Here is an 18195-nt window from a genome sequence, read left to right as displayed (position 1 = left end):
GCCCTAATTGACTAATTTTCTAATTGACTAATTGACTAATTGACTAATTTTCTAATTATATGTTAGGTAAAGAAGAAATTGCAAAACGCATCGCCAAAGAAGTCAAGGACGGTTATTACGTAAACCTTGGCATTGGCATCCCGACACTGGTGGCGAATTATGTACGCACCGATATATCCGTAGAATTCCAAAGCGAAAACGGCGTGCTCGGTATGGGCCCGTTTCCATACGAAGGCGAAGAAGACGCCGATGTAATCAACGCCGGAAAACAAACCATCACGACTTTGCCCGGCGCGAGTTTCTTTGATTCGGCCTTTAGCTTTGGGATGATCCGCAGCCAGCACGTCGACTTGACGATTTTGGGTGCGATGGAAGTGGCCGAAAACGGTGACATCGCCAACTGGAAAATTCCGGGAAAAATGGTCAAAGGCATGGGCGGTGCGATGGATTTGGTCGCTTCGGCCGAGAACATCATCGTGGCCATGATGCACGTGAACAAAGCAGGCGAATCAAAAATATTGAAAAGATGTACGCTTCCATTGACCGGTGTGGGCTGTGTCAAGAAAGTCGTGACCGAACTCGCCGTGATGGAAATCACGCCCAACGGTTTCAAGTTATTGGAACGCGCACCGGGCGTTTCGGTGGAGCACATCATCGCTTCGACGGAAGCCGAATTGATTATTGAAGGTGAGATTCCCGAAATGGTTATCGATTAAAATACAACGTTTAAACAATAAAAATCCGCAGCTTTCTTTCTCGAAATCTGCGGATTATTTTTTGTAGGATATTTACATTTATTGGCTATTCGCAAAATGCGTTTCAACGTTTTTCCCCGCTTGTTGCCGAAAAAAGGAGGACGCTGGTCTGAATCTCCCTAACATTGTAATGGAATTTAAACCGGACCGCCATGAAAACAAAGTTGCTTTTCCCCATCCTTTTATTGTTTTCTGTTTGCCAACAAGCCTTTTCGCAGGAATACCATCCGCTGCTCAACAACACCTCTTGGGTGGTGAGTGATTGGGTTTCGTGCTGCCGTCCGCCCATATTCGAGATTATCGCCGAAGGTACCGATGAAGTCATCGGCATCCATACTTATAAAAAATTTATCGACCCGTTTCCGAGCTATGACCCGGTAACCGGGGACAACGCAGACATCGTTTACATCCGCGAAGAAGTCGGCGCGCAAAAAGTGTATCGCATGGTCAGCGGCGTGGAAGAATTGATCTACGATTTCAGCCTCGAAAATGGCGACCAGATTACGCTCGAAGGCGTGACTTTTACGGCTGCGATCGAGGACATGGCCGTCAATACCGGTGTCCGCAAAAAAATTACGCTGGAATCCGTCGAACTTTTCAACGGCCAGCATGTGTACCAAACCTGGATTGAAGGTGTCGGATCGATTGCCCATCCTTTTTATCCCGATTTTTACATGTATGCGAGCGTGTTCTCGAGTGGCGGCGGTTACCGTGTGTTCACACGTTGCATGTACCAGGACGGCGAACATGTATTCGGCAATCCGCCGTTGTGTGCCTCGCAACAGATGGGTGTCTCTGAGCATGCAATCCAACAACCGCAAATCACTTTTTCACCGAACCCGTTTGCTTCCGAAATGACCATCGATGCCGAAAAGCCACTTGCCAACGCGACCTTCAAATTGTACAATGTGCAAGGGCAATTGGTGATGGAAATCCACAATCTCAAGGGCAAAAAAGCATCGATTAGCCGCGCGAACCTGAGCAGTGGGCTGTATTTCGCCCAACTGTCCGAAAACAACCAATTGGTCAAATCCCAAAAAGTAACGGTACACTAATTCGGGTTACACCCCAAACTGCCGCAAATGGTGGTCGAGGTGCTTGAATTGCAGCACGCCCCATTCGTCGTCGGTCATGGTGCCGAAAAACGGATGCTTCTTGTTGACGATGACCTTGGGTCCCATCGCCGCGAATTTCTTGACCAGTTCGACCAATACTTCTTTTTCCTTTTCGAATTCGGGCGAGGTCTGGATCTTGAACTCCGGAGCCGTAGGAAGGTTCTTTTGGAATTCCTCGCTCTTGAGGAAACTTTTCTTGGCCATTTTGCCAAACAAAAAACCGACGAGGCTTCTGGGCAGGATGAGCTTGCCATCGGCGACATCGAGCGGTTTTTGGCAGTGCAGCAGCATTTGCGAGGCATTCATTTTTCCCCACAAAGGCGTCGTTTCTGAAGTAAGATTTTGCAATCTCGATTGTAATTTGAGGTTGTCTTCCTGATTGAAAATGTTCATGATTTTGATTGAATTGATTTTGATTATTTGTTTAGTGTTTCCAAACGCCAATCTGTTACACTATTTTTCGGGTTTGTAAAATGCGTCGAATAATTTGTTTTCCTTGCGATAAATTTTGCCTTGCGGCGTAAGATTTCTGCCCCTCCATTTTCCTGTCTCAAAATGATAGACCGCCGAATCCGAATAGGAGATTTCGAGCGCATCAGTGGCATCGCTCACCGCTTCATCATCGGCCACCTCCACTTTCCTGCTGCTGAATGAAACCGCCTTACCATCAGAAAATTGCGGGATGATATCGGTCCAATAGCCAAAACCGCCGTCGCTGGCCGAGCTCCAACGCGAGACCAATTGCACTTTGCCCGAATCGAGAAAAAACAAAAACTCCGCATGGTCATACCCGCAGGCCGGTACGCCGTAACTGCAATGCAGGAACCGCGCATCGGTTTGCTTGCCGTTGGACATCAAATCGGTATTGACACTCCACTCGCCCACTTCTCGACCCGTTTGGGTATGGGCGGTGTACGTACCAAACTGTCGCCCTTTGCTGAAAAACCGGATCTCATAATGGTGCTGGTCTTCCGACGGCGAATCCAACGGGACAATCTGGATTGCATCAATCGCGTTGTTGTCCGAAATGTCAAATGAAAGCGAATCCTTGTCACTGGAAATGGCAGTGTTTTCTTCGGGAGTCGTGTTTTCGATTGGGATTGCTGTCGGTGCATTTGTGGTTTGCTCCTTATTGGCGCAACCCATTAAAAGCAACGCAGAAAAAAACCAATGGTTCATCTTTTCGAAATTAGTTCATCGGAAAAAACCAGCTCGCCACAAATATCGCCGCAATCACGCAAATCAAGTCGACGAGCAACATGGTGCTCAAAGTATACCGCGTGTTCTTGATCTTGACCGAGCCGAAATAGACTGCAATCACATAAAACGTGGTCTCGGCGCTGCACTGGAAAATACAGACGAGCCTTCCGGCAAACGAATCCGGCCCGAAAGTCTGCATCGCGTCGATCATGAATCCGCGCGAGCCACCCGAACTGAACGGTCGTAGCATGGCCACGGGAAGCGAATCGGTAATCGGTTTGGCCACGCCCAAATTCGAGAACAGGATCGAAATCCAATTGCTGATGATCTCAAACAACCCGCTGTTGCGGAACAACGAAATCGCGACGAGCATTCCCAAAACATAAGGAAAAATCGTGATCCCGGTCTTGAGCCCGTTGTTGGCGCCCGAGACAAAAGTGTCGAAAATGGTCGTATCGGCCGCCACGAAACGCTTTTCGCGCAGGAATGAAAACACCAGGGTGAATCCGATGATGCCGATCAGCATCAGGCCCGAAAGGTTCGAGGTGAAAAAATTCTTGCCGATCAAATCGAGTCGGTTGATGTAAAACAGCAAACCGGCAATCCCCGCAATAAGCGACATGATCCCGATCACGAGCGAGGCACTCTTGAAATTGATCCTTTGGCGGATACCGACAATCAGGAAAGCCGCGAGCGTACCGAGGAACGAGGTGATGATACACGGCAGCATCACATCGGCGGGATTGCTTGCATTTTGCGCCGCGCGGTACCCGATGATCGAGGTCGGAATCAACGTGAGCCCCGCCGCATGCAGGCACATGAACATGATCTGTGCATCGCTGGCCTTGTCCTTATCGGGATTCAGGGTCTGCAGGCTTTCCATGGCCTTGAGCCCGAACGGTGTCGCCGCCGAATCGAGTCCGAGGAAATTGGCCGCGAAGTTGAGCGTCATGTACGAAATCGATTCGTGGTTTTTGGGTACCGCAGGGAAAATCTTGACGAATACCGGACTGAGCACCTTGGCCAGTTTTTCGGCCGCGCCCGATAAGATCAGCAGTTCCATGAGGCCGCAGAAAAAGGCGAGGTACGCAATGAGCGGGATGATCAAATCGATGATGGTGTTTTTGCAGGTGGGCAGCAATCCGTCCGATTTTTGGATGCCGCTGTAGATTTTGACCGTTTGGTTTTTGTAGACATAGGTCGTGTCGGGATTGCTTTCGACTTTGTTGATGACAATCGTCTGCTCAGGTGCTTTTTCGATGCTGTCGGAAACAAAAGCCGGGATCTGGTGCAGGTATTTTTCTGAAATCAAAATCGGTTCGTCTTTTTTCCCGTTGAGGATGAAATCGATCGTGTAATGGTTTCCGACAAACAAACCGCAGAGTACAAATACAATCGACGAGATAAAAATGACGAGCCAAAACCTACTGAGAACCATATCTGCTTTTTTTCGTAAATGTAGTATTTATCGAAACAATTCCGATGATTTATTTTGTCGGTTTATCAGATTCAACACACAAAATCGCGCAACCAAACGTTAATTTTCCATCCAAAAGGGTATTAAATAACTGTGTGAACAACAATTGCTTATATTTGGAAAATTTTTTAAAAACTCAAATCTTATTTCGTGAAAAATACCACCACTTTTTTTCTTAAACTAATTGTCCCTCTGACAATTACCCTCGCTGCCAACACGGCCTTTTCGCAAGATGCCAAACAGCGGCAGCAAATCACCAAAGATTATGATTTTGAAAAAATCGACCAACTCAAGGCCGAATTCGCGGCCCAGGCCAAGATAGACAAGGAGAAAGCCCTGGCAGCCGCCCAAGCCAACGGATGGGAAGTGTACCGCAGAAACAGCGATGGCACTTACGACGAGCTCATGGCACTTACCGAAGACGGCCAACCGATTTATTATTCACTCGACAACGTCAATGCAGCCAAATCGACACGCGCCAACCATTTGCACAGCGGCGGAACTTTGGGGCTCAACCTCAACGGCCAAGGCATGTCGGCTGGCGTCTGGGACGGTGCGCCTACAAGACTTACACACCAAGAATTTGGTGGCAGGATGACGGTGGGCGATGGCGTTTCGTTTACCGATGCCTCCAACAGCTACCATGCAACACACGTTACCGGAACCGTAGGTGCGGCTGGCGTTCAGGCCAATGCCAAAGGGATGGCGCCGCAAGCTACCGTCAAGACTTTTGAATGGAACAACGACCTGGCCGAGGTTTTGGCCGAAGCCGAAAACGGTTTGTTGCTGTCGAACCATTCTTACGGGATTCCGCTCGACAACATCACCGGGAACTGGTATGCCGGCGCTTATAGTGGCGTGGCGCGTCTTTGGGACCAATTGGCTTATTCAGTTCCTTATTACCTCATGGTGGCTTCGGCCGGAAATGATGGCAACCAGGACAATCCGGCGCCGATGACCAACAACTACGACAAACTCACCGGCAACAAAACCTGCAAGAACAACCTGGTCGTGGCCAATTGCCAGGATGCCAACGTGAATGCGCAGGGAGACCTTGTCAGCGTAGGGATCAACTCGAGCAGCAGCCAAGGGCCTACGGACGACCGCAGGATCAAACCGGACATCACCGGTAACGGATCTGGGTTGACTTCTTCGGGATCGACTGATGACCAAGACTACGGCTCGCTTTCGGGGACTTCGATGGCCTCGCCCAATGTAATGGGCACCTTGATCTTATTGCAGCAACATTACAACAACGTCAACAACCGCTTCATGCGGGCGGCCACACTCAAAGGGCTGGCCTGCCACACCGCCGACGACAAAGGCAAAGTCGGCCCTGACCCGGTTTGGGGCTGGGGATTGCTCAACGCCAAGAAAGCCGCGCAGGCCATTAGCCAAAATGGATTGCAGTCGTGGATTTCGGAGGAAACTTTGGCGCAGGGCGAAACCTTTACCTTCACCGTGCAATCGGATGGGGTAAACCCATTGCTGGCCTCGATTTGCTGGACCGATGTGCCCGGGACTGCCGTCAATGGCGTTCTCAACGGACTTACCCCCGCCCTGGTCAACGATCTGGACATTCGCGTAACCAAAGGTGCGAACACCTATTACCCTTGGAAACTGCAAACGGCCTCGGCCAACCTTCCGGCGATTGCCACCGAAGACAATGCGGTGGACAATGTGGAACGCGTCAACGTAGCCGGCGCCTCGGGAACCTATACCATTACCGTGACGCACAAAGGAACGCTCCAGGGCGGCCCGCAGCATTTTGCGTTTATCGTCACCGGGCTTTCGTCTGGTTTCAGCATGGCCTCGACCAGCGAGGACCAAACGGTTTGCCTCGACGGCAATGCGAATTACAATTTTAACTTTACCAATTCGGGCACTACCGCGACCACGTTTTCTGCGACTGGATTGCCCAATGGCGCAGTGGCCAACTTTACACCTGCTTCACGTACCACTTCGGGGCCGTTTGCGATGAACATCTCGAATTTGCAGAATGCGGTTCCGGGGATTTACCCGATTTCGGTCATCGGGGACAATGGCACCGAAACCGAAACCCGTGTAGTGGTGCTCAAAATTTCGAGCACCGATTTCGGCAATGTGGTGCAAAGCCTTCCGGCCGATGCGCAAACCGGCGTTTCAACCGATTTGACCTTGACCTGGAACCCGATTGAAAATGCCGATGGCTTTCACGTACAGGCAGCAACCGACGCCGCGTTCAACAACATCATTGCAGAAGGCAACAGCAGCACTACTTCTTATCACCTGACCGGCTTGCAAGAAGCGACTTATTATTACTGGAGGGTTTTCCCGCTCAACAATTGCGGCGAAGGTACCACGGCGAATGTCTCGAGTTTCCAGACGGGACAACTGGTGTGCAACCACCATTTCGAGGCAACCGATTACAGCAACGGACTGATCAACGATCAAGGTTCTGGTCTGGCCATCATCCAGATTCCGGTGACGGGCGGCATGAGCATCGGCGACCTCAATGTGTCTTTGAACATTTCGCATTCCTATATCGGGGACCTGACCGTGGAACTCGAAGGTCCATTTGCCTTGGGCTTTCCGAGGATTACCTTGCTCAACGAGCCTTGTGGGGACAACCAGAACATCAACTGCACGCTCGACGATTCGGGGGGCGATTTGATCTGCAACGCTACCGCGCCGGGGATTTCCGGAACCTTGGCGCCTTATCAGGACTTGGGCTTCTTCAACAACAAACCTGCCGATGGCACCTGGACGATTTATGTCACCGACCCGCACATGGGCGATGGCGGGGCCGTTACTTTTGCCGCGCTTGATTTCTGTACCGTGCAACCGGCCTTGGGCATCAAAGAGAACAACCTGTCGCAGGATTTCAGCGTGTACCCGAACCCGACCCAAGGCATGCTGAACGTTCGCCTCAATGATGCGGTTCAAGGGACGACCAACCTGAGTTTGTTCGACATTCAGGGAAGAACGATTTTGACCCGAGCAAACATTTCGCATTCGGAGACCTTGCATATTGAAAACCTTCAGGGCGGCGTGTATTTGCTGTCGATTGAAAACGGCAAGCAGAAAACGACAAAGAAAATCGTTTTGAATAAATAAGAACCGCGATGGGACGTCCGCGTTAGGGATAGAGGCAAGCACCGTGTGCAGCCGATAGCCCGGCACGAGGCACGAGGGCAACGCCCAAACAAAAAATAACAATCGGAAGTGAAACCTGTTTTTTGCTTCCGATTTTTTTATAGGTGAAGGATTTCTTCCTCGATGAGCAGGTCTTCGCGGCGCAATCTCAGGAAAACCTGTGCCGTGGCGACGACGTCTTTTTCGCAATAGGTGACGATGCGGTCGATGTCCTTCTCGACATAGAACACGTGTCCGACCTGGCTGCCGTCGATGTCGCCTTTGGAAGACGGAATCCCGAGAATTTTAGTGAGCAGTTTGAGCGAGGTAAAATGTTTGTAGTCCCGAATTTCCAGAGATCGAGCGTGTCGAGGTGCGGGATTTCCCAAGGTTTCTTGCCAAACAGGTTGAGTTTGTCGGGAATCGCGATCTGGTTAATGATCATGCGGCGCGCGATGAACGGGATGTCAAATTCCTTGGCGTTGTGGCCGCACAACAAATGCTGCGGCTGGTTGAAATGGTTGGCGAGCAGGTTGCTGAAATCCTTGAGAATCTTGACCTCGTCGCCAAAAAAAGAAGTCACGCGGAAATGCCGGATGTCGCCCTTGAGCGTAAAATAGCCGACCGAAATGCAAACAATCTTGCCGAACTCGGCCCAGATGCCGGCGCGCTCGTAAAAGTCTTCTGGGGTGAACTCGTCACGGCGTTGGTATTGGGTTTTTTGTTCCCAAAGCTGTTTCCATTCGTCGTCGAGGTTGTGGTAGTTGTCCTCGTTGGGCACCGTTTCGATGTCGAGGAACAGGATGTTGTTGAGGGGAATTTTGTGGATCATGGCGTGTAGTTTTTGGTTATTAATTGGCTTTTAGAAGTTGCAATTTAGTGATTTTTCTTTTTCCTAGGGTGCGTCGGATTTATTAAATTGCGGCAAATTCCGGTTATGACAGGCGATGTAAAACTTTTGGTCAAGAATATGGTGTGCCCGCGGTGTATCCTGTCGGTCCAGCAGATTTTGGACGGCCAGTCGATTGTGTACGACAAAGTGGAATTGGGCGAAATCTTCCTGCCCCAGCCCATCAACGAAACCCAGACGAAAGCCTTCCGCGAGGCACTCGGCACAATCGGGTTTGAACTCATCGAGACACGCGTCAACAAGATCGTGGCCGACATGAAACTGGCCGTCTCCGATTACCTCAACACCATTGCCGACCGCAAGCAAAACCTTTCTGCCTTGATTACCGACCGTCTGGCATACGATTACAGTTACCTGAGCGATTTATTTTCGGGAATCGAGGGCAAATCGGTCGAGCAGTACTTTATCGAGCTGCGCATCGAGCGCGTCAAGGAATTGATTGTGTACGACCAGTTGACTTTTACCGAAATTGCCTTCCGCACGGGTTTTAGCAGTGTGCACCACCTTTCGTCCCAGTTCCGCAAAAATACCGGGCTGACGCCGTCGCACTTCAAGAAAGTCGGTACCCTCAAACGCCGATCGATCGACGGAATCTAAAATCCAAAAATTATATACATCTTTCCCTTTTTCGCATACGACGGCAGGCCGGTGGTGGGTCTATCTTTGCCTTATCAATTTAAACCCATACATCATGTCAACCACAAAGAATTCCTGCGGAAAGGAGAACTGCTCGTGTAAAACCTGCCGTTGCCGGTCAAACTTTTTGAGCCTGATACTGGCCAATTTCAATCGTTAAACCTTTAATTTTTAAAAAAATGAAAACAACAAAAAAACCAGGGTGCGGCAATCCGAACTGTACCTGTGAAAATTGCAACTGCGGATCGAACTGTAGCTGCGGAAACTAAACGCAACAATCATCAATCAAACAAAAGGGAGGCCAAGGTCTCTCTTTTTTATTTGGGCTGCCCGATCAGGGTTTCAATCCGTTACGCGGTAATCGATGATGAAATCTTTGGCGGACGGTTCAAAATGAATTTCTTGGAGCATCCTTTGGGATTTTTGGGTTTTGGGAATGCCGCTGCACCATTTCCTTCATTTCTGCGTATCTTTAATCGATCAAAACAAGGCCATGAAAACTAAACTGACCCTCGCCATCCTGCTGCTGGCAACCGCAACGAGCTGGAATACCATCGCCCCCAAATGGCGGATCGACCGCAACGAAAACTTCATCCTGTTCTATACCGATTCGGATGCAGACCAAAAGAGCGCCCATAAAAAGCTAATCGTCGACGGAATCATTGCGGTCAACCAATTTTTCGATTCCGGATTCAAGAAACAGTTCAAGGTCTATGTGCATCCGAGCCGCCATTCGCTGGACAGCACCTGGCGAAAAGACTGGAAAATGCCCGATTTCAAATCGGAATGTTGGATGGTGGCCAGTGGGGTCGCGACCAAACTGGATTGGCTTTCCCCGAAAGTGTGGGACCAACACGCCTGCGAACACGTCTATGCGGACACCCAAAAAACCCAACAATTGATCACACATGAGCTCGTGCATGTCTTTCACGGCCAACGCAACGCCAGTCCCGATTTTAGCCAAACCGAAGGCATCGATTGGTTTGTGGAAGGGCTGGCGACCTATGCCTCGGGCCAATGCGACGCCAATCGATTGAGTGAAGTCAAGAAAGCGCTGCAGGAAAATAAAATCCCCAATAGCCTCGACGATTTTTGGAGCGGCAAGATCAAATACGGGCTTTCGGGTTCGATGGTGATGTACATCGAACGAAAGTACGGACGCGAAAAACTGATCGGACTTTTGCCGTACAGTAAAAAATCGGAAATCCTGGCCGCGCTCCATACCTCCGAGGCCGAATTACTCGCCGATTGGAAAAGATTCATCCAAATTTTACCCTGAAAACTTCGAACCACCGCTTTTTATCCACTATTCACCGCATTTCTAACATTCTTTTAACAATTCGTCACATTTTTAATTACATTTGTTGTCCCGCCATATTCTAACCTGAATACCAACAAATTACCACACATCCATGAAATTGGTGAGATACATCTGTGCATTGGCCTTTCTGCTGGGCGGGGCCATAGAAACCACGGCGCAAAACAATTGGGACGGCGACAATCCGTTGGGCAATTTTACTTGGTGCAGCAATTGGTTTGCAGATACTTGTCCGGCGACCTGGAACAACACCACCGACCTGAACTTTAATTTCCGCAACAATGCTGCGCAAACCACGCTTTATTTCGATTTGGGCGGATGGCGCAATGTCAGGAACATCACTTTCGCCAATACCTTTGCCGCCGGACTTCCGTTCGACAGCGACGGCAACGGATTTGATTTCTACGGAAAGATTGAAAACTATACCGCCAATTACACGCAAACCTTCAACCTTCCGGTCAGCGGAAGAAGCGCGACGGCGATTGAGATCAATCCAGTCAATGGCCCAATGGTGTTCAACCAACCCATTTACAATCCGAACAACACCAACTTCCAGGTTTGGGGCAACAATGGCCGAAAACTCACGCTCAACAATTATCCTGCGGGCAATGCCGCCACACAATTGGCCATCAAGCAGTATTCGATTGTGGAAGTCAACTATAACAACGCCGCTTCGCTTTCGGGCGGTTATGTGGTCGAAAGCGGTGAGCTTTGGGTCAATTCGGCCGGCGTGATCCAAGGTCCGATACAGGTCGGCAATGGAACGGCCAACTTCAATAAGATTTACATCAGCCATGCCTCGACCGCCACGACGGTGGCCAATACGATCACAGTCCCGACCAATTCGCCGAACGCGACAATCGGATCGCTCAATACCTCGGGGATACATACCTATTCGGGCGCAATCAACCTCAACAACAATGATGTCACAATCGATCCTTTTGGCGGCGGTTTCGTTAATTTTACGGGCGCGATTTCGGGAACAGGTGGCATTAGAAAAATCAGTACGGGAACAGCAACGCTGTCGGCTTCGAATACCTATACCGGAAATACCGTCCTCAACGCAGGTACGTTGCGGTTGGGCAACGACAATGTGATTGCCGATGCCAGCAACCTCACCTTCAATGGCGGGATTTTCAATACCAGCGTCGGTTATTCCGATACGGTGGGCACCTTGGCGCTGACCGGTAACACCATTGTGGCATTGGGTCTGAGTTCGCATACCCTGAATTTTGCAGCGAGCAATGCCGTGGCATGGACGGCGGGCAGGACTTTGACGGTCACGGGTTGGATTCCGGGTTGCAGCAATGGCCGCATTTTCTTTGGCAATTCGGCTACGGCACTGACTGCCGCCCAATTGGCACAGATTACTTTTTCGGGTTATCCGGCGGGGGCGAAACTAACCGCGGCGGGTGAACTGATTCCGAACAACATTGTTTTGCAGGCCACCGGCGGCACGACCCTCGGGGCTTATGCCACATTGCGCGCGGCCTTTACGGCCATCAACTCGGGGACACATACCGGCGTGATTTCGATCCATGTGGCCGACGACACTACCGAAACACTGGTCGCCCAATTGAACAACAATGCGGCGGCGACCTCGGTGTTGATCCAACCGACCTGTGGGCCCAAAACCATCACGGGCAGTTTTGCGGGCGGGCCTTTGATCGATTTCAATGGCGCCGACAATGTGGTCGTGAACGGCATCAATTCGGGGGGCACGAGCTTGACGATTTCCAATACGAATACGTCGAATACTTCGGGCACATCGACCATCCGTTTCCAGACCGATGCGACCAACAACACCATCACCAACTGTACGGTTTTGGGGTCGTCTTCCTCGACGACAGGCACCAACGGTGGGAACATTTGGTTCGGTTCGAATTCGGCCTTGACGGGCAATGACAACAACACGGTTTCGAATTGCAACATCGGACCGGCCGGGGCCAACCGTCCGAGCAAAGGGATTTATTTTTCGGGGACGCTCACGACCGGCCTTGAAAACAACAACATCACCATCACCAACAACAAGATCTATGACGTGTTCAGCAGTACGGTCAATTCGGCCGATATTGAAATCATCAATGGTTCTACGGCCGTCACCATCACCAACAACCATTTTTACCAAACGGGTGTGCGGTCGATTGGTGCCTCGGTAGCCCATTCCTCGATCAGGATTGTCAATGCCAACGGAAACGGTTATGTCATCACAGGCAATACCATTGGGTATTCGAACAGCAGCGGGACGGGAACCAGTTCGTATGTCTACTCGGGAGGATTCAACTTTACGCTGTACGGCATCAGCATTTCTGTTGGAAGTACCACCGCAACGAGCATCCAGGGCAATACCATCGCGGGAATTTCCGAATCGGTTTCCCTAACCGCCAACGCCACTGTTTTTTCAGGGATTGCCGGTTCGGGTTATCTGAATATAGGCGATGTGACCGGAAATACAATTGGCTTGCCTGCTGCACCGATCAATGTTTCCAATACGGGCACTTTTAGCACCATCTTGAGTGGTATCAGCATCAGTTCATCGGCAGCGGCTGTAAACATACAAAACAATACACTCCAATCAATCAATTTGAGCGGCGATCCTACCACAATCCTGACCCTTAACGGGATTACGATCAGCGGTTCAGCGGTATTCAATGTAACCGGCAATACGATTGGGAACATGGCAGTCAATGGCGCGCTCTCTATAGGTTCTACGCCCGGTTCTACTGGGGTTGTCTCCTTCCGGGGCATCACTTCATCGGCCACGGGCAATGTGACCATCGGTGCAGCGGGTGCGGGCAATGCGATCCAGAATGTGCTGATTTATCCGACCGCCAACAACAACGCCCGCGGAATCGAGGCAACCGGGGCCAACGCCACAACCAACATTGGCTACAATACGATCAAAGGTTTCAATATCGCCAGTACCACGGCTACGGGTTCTCTATTTGCAGGCATTGTCAGCAGCGGGGCGGTCACCGGCGCGGTGAACATTTCGAACAACCAACTGGGGGACAGCAGCAACGGATTCATTTCGTACGGAGCCGCGTGTTCGGGGGCGTTCAACGGCATCTCGGTCTCGAGTGCCCCGAACAGCGCCACGCTGACGATGAACAACAACGATATCCGTGGCATTTCGTATGCTTCCACGGCGACCTCGGCCCACAACTACCTGAGCAATTCGGCGCCTGCCGGGGCGATTGCCATTGAAAACAATACCTTTACAAATCTGTACGCCAACACAACCGGCACCACCACATTCATCACCAACAGCGCCATTTCCCCTGCGACGGGTTCCAAGAATGTCAACAACAACCGCATTGTAGGAACTTTTGGCAAGGCGGCCGGTGGCGATCTTACGCTTTATTCCGATACGGCCAGTTCGGTACTCGGGGCAGTGGCCATCAACAACGGCAATGATTTCTCGAACATCACCGTGGCGGGTTCATCGGCCATCCTGGGTTGGCGCAACATCGAAACCAACAGCGTCAAAACCATCACCGCCAACGTGTTCAACAACTGGACCGCGGGCACCGGTGCAATCACTGCCTTCAACAGTACACAGTTCCGCGGCAATTCTTCGGTATCCAATAACACGATGTTGAACTATACCTCGGGCGGCAACGTCATCGGCATCAATGTAGGCACCACTGGAAACGCTACTTTGCTCGACGTATCGAGCAATACCATCAGCAATTTGAGCTCAGCCGCCGTCGTGTCCGGGATTGCCAATGACCAACCTGCCACCACATTGGCCGTCACGACCAACAACAACAATATTTCGGGTTTGAGCAGCAGCACGGCGAGCAACGTCTACGGCATGCGGGAGTCTGCGCTATCGGCCTCCAAGACCATTTCGGGAAATACCGTCAACAATTGTTCGAGCCTCGGTGTGCTTTGGGGAATCAACACCGGCAATGGCGGAAGCATTTCGGTGTCGAATAATACGGTTTCGAACCTTTCTACCAGTGGCGACAACAGGGTCTTGGGTATTTACGCCGGGTTATCCGCGTCGACAAATATCAGCATTACAGGAAATACGATCAGCGAAATCACCAATACTTCTACCGGATCGAGCGCGCGCGTCCATGCCCTCGAAGCCGCCGGTACGGCTCCGGCCACCATCAGCAACAACACGATTTTTAATTGTTACAGCGCCGGTGTCAATGCCACGACTTCTTTGATTGGCGTGTATTTGGGCAACACCAACGCCACTTCGACCATCCAAGGCAACACCATCCACGGCCTCAGCATCACCAACAATACCGCCACGCCGATTGGGCTTACGGCCATTTTTACCAATGCGACGAGTTCGGGCGGGACGATTGCCAAGAACCGGGTTTATGGGCTTTCCAACGCCACGACCATTGAAACCAGTTCGGTGATCGGATGTGTGCTGACGGGTGGAAACTGGACCCTGGCCAACAACATGATTTCGATTGTCAACAACGATATGGCTTCGGCCAGTGGAATTTCGGAGATCAACCTGTCCGGGACGCGCAAATATTTCTACAACAGCATCTACATCGGCGGAACCAGTCCTGGGCCGAGTCTTTCCAACGGCATCGGGTCTTTTGGGAATTCAGAATTCAAGAACAACATCCTGTACAACAACCGCAGCTCCTCCGATAAAAATTACGCGTTGGCTCTGCTCGGTATTTCTGGATTGTCGAGCAATTACAACATTTTCTACAGCCTCAATCCATCGACCGTGGTGCTCATGGGCAGTGACCGAAGTTTTCCGCAATGGCAAACACTTTCGGGAGGCGATGGCAATAGTTTTTCAGGAAATGCCATCTCATTTGTCGATGCCAACACTGCCGACCTGCATATTTTGGGCGGTTGTACCGATGCCGAATCGGGCGGGATTCCGGTGGCCGTCACCGACGATTACGATGCCCAGGCCAGACATGCATCGACACCCGACATCGGCGCGGACGAGTTCACGGGATCCAAACCCGCCGACGTGACTTGCCCCAATACGGCCGTTTGCCTGGGCAGCAGCACAGTTTTGAATGCTGCCAGTTCTGATGCAACGTATACCTATACCTGGAGTCCGGCGACGGGTCTGGACACTACGACAGGCGCCATCGTCAATGCGAACCCGACCGCAACAACAACCTATTTGATTACCGCGACTTCCCCATCGGGATGCGTCAAGACCAAATATGTGACCGTGACCGTGCATCCGTTACCGGCACCCATCAGCGTGGCGCCACCGGTCATTACGGCCTGTCTGAACACCATACAATCGTTTACCGCCAGCCCGGTAGGCAACAGCAGCATTACTGTTGGCCAACAAACCGGAACCTCGCTCGCGGCCAGTACACCTTATCGTCAAGGGATTTCCACAAGTGAATCGCGTGTGCAATACCTGATCACCAAGGCCGAAATGAATGCGATGGGAATGTTGTCTGCGGCCAAAATCACATCGATTGGTTTTACGGTTTCCTCAACCGGTTTTGGCGCGATGCCGAGTTATACCATCAGTATGGCGCATACGGCTGCGACTTCGTTGACCAATACTTATATTGCGACTGGGTTCACCACGGTATTTACGGCCACTAACCTCACACCCACCTCGGGACTCAATACGCATATCTTTTCGACCCCATTCCAATGGGACGGTGTTTCGAATATTGTCCTCAATATTTGCCATACGGGCCCGGGTGGCATCGCCAGTAATGTCTACACGACTACCTTTACCAGCCCGATGACCACTTCTGGGATTGCGACGGGCCAATGTGGGATCGCCACAGGTACGACCAACTTGGTGCGCCCGTTGATTACCATCGGTTGCGAAAACCAGATCACCTGGTCCCCGATCACCGAACTTTATACCGATGCCGCAGCGACCGTTCCTTATGTGGCCAATACGCATTATCCTACGGTTTATGTCAAGCCTTCGGCGCCACGTGTCTACACGGCAACACTTACCGCGATGGCCACGGGATGTACGGTGACCGCAACGGGAACTTTTACCACCGCTGTTTCGACTTGGGATGGAACGGCCTGGTCACCATCGGTACCGACCGGTGGTACGAGCCTTAATTTCACCGGCAGTTATTTCTCTACGGGCGATCTCTCGGGATGCAGTTGTACGGTCACCAGTGGCGACGTCATCATCAACGGACCGCATGCGATGACACTGACCGAAGGATTGACGGTCAATTCAGGACCCGGAGTCTCGATGACATTTTTAGACACCTCGAGTTTGTTGCAGACCAACGATGCGGCAGTCAATTCGGGTATAATCCGAATGGAGCGCACGACCCAACCGATGTACCGCTACGATTTTACCTATTGGGGTTCGCCAATGACGCTCGGATCCAACTTTACCTTGGGCCAATTATCGCCGTTTACCTTGGCTGATAAATATTTCAGTTGGACACCAACGGTCGGCAACAGTTTCGGAACCTGGATCCATGAAACTACTGCTACGGTCATGGTTCCGGCCAAAGGATATATCGTTCGGGCACCGCAAACTTTTTCGATGAACCCGCTCGTAAAAACTCCTTATACGGGACCATTCGAAGGGACACCCAATAACGGCATCGTGACGATTCCGATTTACCATGGCACCGTACCATCGCCGAATTACAATGACGATTACAACCTGCTTTCGAATCCATATCCGAGTGCGGTTGATGCAGAAAAATTATTAAGCGACCCGCTAAACGTTCCCGTACTCGACGGTACGATTTATTTCTGGACACACAATTCGCCTGTTGCGGCTGCGAACCCCGATCCTTTCTACGGCGATTTCATCTACAATTACAACGCAAACGACTATGCCTCGTGGAACAAGCTCGGCGGAACTGGAACGACTTCGGCCGCCGGAACCGGGGGCATGGTCCCGAACGGATTCATCGCAGCGGGCCAAGGTTTTTTCACCAGAAGTGCCGGCGCGGCTTCGGGGGCTGTGGCGACTTTCAACAATTCGATGCGTGTGGCCGGGAACAACGGACAGTTTTTCAGGAATGCCCATCCAAATGGCGATTTTGAGAAACACCGCATCTGGCTCAACTTGGTCAGCAACAATGGGTCGTTCAACCAGATTTTGGTCGGCTATGCCGAAGGTGCAACGATGGACTGGGACCGAAGCTACGACGGTGCTTATTTTTCAGAAGTCAATACCATCGAATTTTATTCGGTCATCCCGAACCACAAATTGGTCATTCAGGGCCGTGCCTTGCCGTTTAGCAATGAAGACTTGGTTCCTTTGGGATTCAAGACCGCGGCAAACAATACATTCTCGTTCCGGATCGATCATTTTGATGCGCTTTTCGAAAATCAGGACATTTATATCGAGGACCTGTTGTTGGGCATCGTACACGATTTGAAACAAAGTCCGTATACTTTTACCTCCGAAGCCGGGACCTTCGACACGCGTTTTGTACTGCGCTTCACCGACACGACTTTACAAAACAGCGAATTCCTTGCTGCCCATCCATTCACCGCATTTACCAGCAAAAGTCAACTGTATGTCGAAAGTGCCAAAGCAATCGAAAGCGTTTCCGTATTCGATATTTCGGGCAAACGCTTGATGCAATTTTCCGCCGATAAAAATAAAAAGTCCATCCAACGCGATTTTGCGATGGCCAATGGTGTTTACCTGTTGAAGATTGAATTCTCGGACGGCACGACTGCAACGGCGAAAGTGCTGCATTGAA

Annotated in this window: 10 protein-coding genes and 1 pseudogene; 7 read left to right on the top strand and 4 right to left on the bottom strand. The window is 51.0% G+C overall.

Translation table 11 applies throughout. The annotated features are described in order from the left end of the window. Window positions 1-59 precede the first annotated feature (59 nt). Together QM717_RS07945 and QM717_RS07940 are read left to right on the top strand one after the other, a co-directional pair. On the top strand, window positions 60-716 hold the full coding sequence (locus tag QM717_RS07945; protein WP_415036594.1) for a CoA transferase subunit B: 657 nt from the start codon (window positions 60-62) through the stop codon (window positions 714-716). Between the two features lie 191 nt (window positions 717-907). Beyond that, window positions 908-1810 (top strand): T9SS type A sorting domain-containing protein, encoded by a 903-nt coding sequence (locus QM717_RS07940; RefSeq protein ID WP_415036592.1) that lies wholly within the window; start codon window positions 908-910, stop codon window positions 1808-1810. A gap of 6 nt (window positions 1811-1816) precedes the next feature. Here the strand turns inward: QM717_RS07940 and QM717_RS07935 are convergent, their stop codons facing one another. From QM717_RS07935 to QM717_RS07925, 3 genes are read right to left on the bottom strand one after another with little or no spacing between them, the layout of a single operon-like run. Then, on the bottom strand, window positions 1817-2263 hold the full coding sequence (locus tag QM717_RS07935; protein WP_415036590.1) for a DUF1569 domain-containing protein: 447 nt from the start codon (window positions 2261-2263) through the stop codon (window positions 1817-1819). A 60-nt stretch (window positions 2264-2323) separates the two neighbouring features. Continuing rightward, a complete protein-coding gene (locus QM717_RS07930; protein ID WP_415036588.1) occupies window positions 2324-3049 on the bottom strand; it encodes a hypothetical protein in 726 nt (241 codons plus the stop codon). 10 nt (window positions 3050-3059) lie between these two features. Then, window positions 3060-4508, bottom strand: a complete 1449-nt coding sequence (locus QM717_RS07925) for a nucleoside recognition domain-containing protein (RefSeq protein WP_415036586.1) — start codon at window positions 4506-4508, stop codon at window positions 3060-3062. Between the two features lie 189 nt (window positions 4509-4697). Between QM717_RS07925 and QM717_RS07920 the strand changes: the two genes are divergently transcribed. Then, window positions 4698-7643, top strand: a complete 2946-nt coding sequence (locus QM717_RS07920; RefSeq protein WP_415036584.1) for a S8 family serine peptidase — start codon at window positions 4698-4700, stop codon at window positions 7641-7643. A 137-nt stretch (window positions 7644-7780) separates the two neighbouring features. Here QM717_RS07920 and QM717_RS07915 read toward each other — a convergent pair. After that, window positions 7781-8493, bottom strand: a pseudogene (locus QM717_RS07915) (3'-5' exonuclease). A 105-nt stretch (window positions 8494-8598) separates the two neighbouring features. On the opposite strand from QM717_RS07915, the gene QM717_RS07910 reads away from it, so the two are divergent. From QM717_RS07910 to QM717_RS07895, 4 genes are all read left to right on the top strand, one after another. After that, window positions 8599-9168, top strand: a complete 570-nt coding sequence (locus QM717_RS07910; RefSeq protein ID WP_415036582.1) for a helix-turn-helix domain-containing protein — start codon at window positions 8599-8601, stop codon at window positions 9166-9168. A 264-nt stretch (window positions 9169-9432) separates the two neighbouring features. Then, the gene (locus tag QM717_RS07905; RefSeq protein ID WP_415036580.1) at window positions 9433-9711 is read left to right on the top strand and encodes a hypothetical protein; all 279 of its coding nucleotides are present in this window, start codon (window positions 9433-9435) and stop codon (window positions 9709-9711) included. After that, complete coding sequence (locus QM717_RS07900; protein ID WP_415036578.1) at window positions 9701-10486, top strand: hypothetical protein; 786 nt, start codon at window positions 9701-9703, stop codon at window positions 10484-10486. Before QM717_RS07905 ends, QM717_RS07900 begins: the two co-directional genes overlap by 11 nt. 133 nt (window positions 10487-10619) lie before the next feature. After that, on the top strand, window positions 10620-18194 hold the full coding sequence (locus tag QM717_RS07895) for an autotransporter-associated beta strand repeat-containing protein (RefSeq protein WP_415036576.1): 7575 nt from the start codon (window positions 10620-10622) through the stop codon (window positions 18192-18194). The last annotated feature ends 1 nt before the right edge of the window (window position 18195 follow it).

Origin of the sequence: Flavobacterium sp. (assembly GCF_047602195.1) — a bacterium.
Lineage (GTDB): Bacteria > Bacteroidota > Bacteroidia > Flavobacteriales > Flavobacteriaceae > Flavobacterium.
This window is presented reverse-complemented; position numbering and strand designations above follow the sequence as displayed.